At 69.4% G+C, this 2,770-nt stretch carries 2 protein-coding genes and 2 pseudogenes; 3 read left to right on the forward strand and 1 reads right to left on the reverse strand.

Translation table 11 applies throughout. The features are described from left to right. Nucleotides 1-170: pseudogene (locus tag QSK17_RS35585) on the forward strand (ATP-binding protein); the annotation flags it as partial. A gap of 232 nt (nt 171-402) precedes the next feature. On the opposite strand, the gene QSK17_RS35590 reads toward QSK17_RS35585, so the two are convergent. Then, nucleotides 403-1,278: an alpha/beta fold hydrolase gene (locus tag QSK17_RS35590; protein WP_285711084.1), complete on the reverse strand. Its 876-nt coding sequence runs from the start codon at nt 1,276-1,278 to the stop codon at nt 403-405. A gap of 95 nt (nt 1,279-1,373) precedes the next feature. On the opposite strand from QSK17_RS35590, the gene QSK17_RS35595 reads away from it, so the two are divergent. Together QSK17_RS35595 and QSK17_RS35600 are read left to right on the forward strand one after the other, a co-directional pair. Beyond that, nucleotides 1,374-2,204, forward strand: a complete 831-nt coding sequence (locus tag QSK17_RS35595) for a TetR/AcrR family transcriptional regulator (RefSeq protein ID WP_285711086.1) — start codon at nt 1,374-1,376, stop codon at nt 2,202-2,204. A 305-nt stretch (nt 2,205-2,509) separates the two neighbouring features. Further along, a pseudogene (locus QSK17_RS35600) lies at nt 2,510-2,721 on the forward strand (DUF742 domain-containing protein); the annotation flags it as partial. Nucleotides 2,722-2,770: the final 49 nt, after the last annotated feature.

Consider the following 2,770-nt stretch of genomic DNA (forward strand, 5'->3'; position numbering starts at 1 on the left):
AGTACCCGCACAGTGAGAACGAGGTCCGTGAGGCGCTGAGTCTCTCCGCGCATGTCCCCATCGTGCGCACCGACGCCCGCACCCGCGAGTCGGTCAAGAGCGCGCTCATCACCCTGGTCGAGCACGCCCTGACGATGCGCGTCGCCGTGCCCGGCTGGGGTGGCCGCTGACCGGGCCCCGGCACGCGGGTGCGCGAGCCGGAGGCCCGGTAGGGCACGCGCACGAACTGCCGGGGCGGCCGGGGTACGCGTTCGCCCTGGCCACGTCCGGGATCGGTCTGTATCGGCGTCGTCCTGCGCGGCCAGGTCAGCGCGCCAGGCCGCGGTCGGGCAGTTCCCTCGCCCGTTGACCGAACGCCGATCGACGCGTCGTCGAGTCAGTCGAGGCGGTTGAGCAGGGCCTTCAGCGCCCGGTCTGGGAAAGGAGCCACGGCCGCAGGACCGGCAACACGTGGGCGGGCTGCATGGCCTGCGTGTGGTCGAGTCCGTCCAGGACGCGAACGTCCCAGCCGAGGGTTTCCAGTTCGGCGCGCCGGCCGATGATCGGGCCGGCCAGGCTGACGTGGACGTCGCCCCAGCGCTCGCCGTAGGAGATCTCGTCCGCCGACCCGACGAAGCACAGGCGGGGGCAGCCGATCAGATGCTGGGCGGCTCGGTCGTCGAAGTCCCGCAATGCCTGGTACAGCGTGACGAACTGGCGGGTCTGCGGTTCGGACACGGTCACCTCGACGCTGGACCAGTCGAAGTCGTCGGCCGTCTGCCCGTCCCCGGCCTGGTCGCCTGACGCCTGCTGGGACGGCGGGCTGTCCGCGGCCGCGGCCGCCATCTCGTGGGTGGCGGTGGTGACCTTCAGCATCCCGGCGTAGGGCCCGCCGAGGGGTGGGAACCCGCCCATGACCAGCGCCGACAGGCGGTCGGTTCGGATGGCGAGCTGGAGCCCGCTCAGGGCCAGCCATGAGTATCCGTAGTAGGCGAACCGGTCGGCCCCGACGCTGTCGGCGACCGCCAGCAGGTCGGCGGCGATGTTGGCCGGCGTCAAGGTGTCGGCTTTGGGCGTGGCCATGACGTGGCCCTCGTAGTCGAACGCGGCGACCTGGAACGCGTCGCTGAGACCCTCGATGAGGGAGTGGCCGAGCGCCGGGTCCATGCCCCACTTGCGCATCTCATCGGCCTTGGGTCCTTCGACCGGCCGCGGGTTGACCGGGAGCAACACGGTGGGACCGGTGCCGTGTACCTCGACCTCGATCGAGCTTCCGTCGTGCAGTTTCGCCTGGGGCATGGGTTCTCCGCTTTCTCGACCAGCCAGGAATGCTAACTCCATATGGCATAAACTGATAACGAGAGAACGATACCTTATGGCATAAGGAGTTTGTCATGACGATCTTCGCCGGCCAGGGGGACGCGGCCCGGTCGATGGCGTTGTTGTGGGGCGGGCAGGACGCCCCCGGGTCCCCGGCGGGTGGCCCGCGGAAGCCGCCCGGGCCCAAACGCGCGCTGAGTCTCGACATGATCGTGGAGTCGGCGATCGCGGTGGCCGACGCGGACCCCATGACGGGCGTCTCGCTGCGCGCGGTGGCCGACAGCCTCGGCTGCACCTCCATGGCCCTGTACACCTACGTGCCCGGCAAGGGGGAGCTCCTGGACCTGATGTACGACCGCGCGCACGCCGAGCTGGCCACCCGGCACGACCTGAGCCAGGGGTGGCGGGCGGCGGTGACCTCCTGGGCCGGGGAGCTCAGGTCGTTCTACCTGCGGCATCCGTGGGTGCTGCAGGTGTCCTACGCCCGCCCCGTGCTGGGCCCCCACGAACAGGCCGTCATGGAGACGCTGGCGGGCATCCTCTTCCAGACGGGACTGCCCGCCGCGGCACTGCGCGCCATCGTGGCCGCGCTGTTCCACTTCGTACGCGGCAACGCCCAGGCGGCCGCCGAGTCACGGCTCGCCGCGACTGCGACCGGCATGTCCGATGAAGAGTGGTGGGCCGGCCGCTCCACCGTGCTGATGCGCCTCGCCCCCGACTTCGCCGAACGCTTCCCCATGTCGGTCCGGCTTTCGGCGGAGGATCGGACCCCCGCCCGCGGAGGCGGGGCCACGCACGTCGAAGACCAGGCCGACGAGACCTTCGCCACCGGGCTGGCCGTTCTGCTCGAAGGAGTCGACGCCACCAGGAACACCCTGCTGCCCCCGCCTTCCGCGTCGGCGTAGACCTGGGCCAGAAGGCGCAGGGCGGATGCCGGGCGGTGCGCGGCGCCGCGGAGCACTCGTGCCCAATCCACGAATTGGCCGCGTATTTCGACAGGGCCTCTTCCACTACTTCCGTCATTGGCGACGAGTTCCTGTGTCTTTGCGAGTTCGCGCTGAAATGCGGCCATGGTCTTCGGATATTCCGCGGTGCAGGTTTCCCTGGCGAACCCCTGCAATTCCCTTCTGGAAAGACCGGCGCGAGAGGTTGCGGCCTGTGTGGGGAGCAACGATCGAGAGCGGTCGCCGCGCCGAGCCCAAGCGGCCCGCCGGAGTGCCGCGCGATCAGCTTCTTGTGCCGCCAGGTGAGATCGGTGGCCGAGGTATCGGCGATGCTGCGGATTCCTCTTGGGTCATTCGTGTCGTAATCGCGGACATGGCGGGCGACGGGCTGGTACATCTTCACCAGCCGCAGTTGGAGGCTGGTAAGCCGGATCTGAACTTGCTTGAAAGGGTGCTCAGTGGACTTCGCAGGCTCTAGCCATGGCTCTCAGCGGGGCCTGACCTCGACGAAGATCGTGGTGGCGGGC

The organism is Microtetraspora sp. NBRC 16547, assembly GCF_030268965.1.
Taxonomy (GTDB): Bacteria; Actinomycetota; Actinomycetes; order Streptosporangiales; family Streptosporangiaceae; genus Microtetraspora.

What these genes read in the sequence shown, in the direction of transcription:
- QSK17_RS35595 (WP_285711086.1), top strand. Translation starts at nt 1,374, where the DNA reads ATGACGATCTTCGCCGGCCAGGGGGACGCGGCCCGGTCGATGGCGTTG.
- QSK17_RS35590 (WP_285711084.1), bottom strand. Translation starts at nt 1,278, where the DNA reads ATGCCCCAGGCGAAACTGCACGACGGAAGCTCGATCGAGGTCGAGGTA.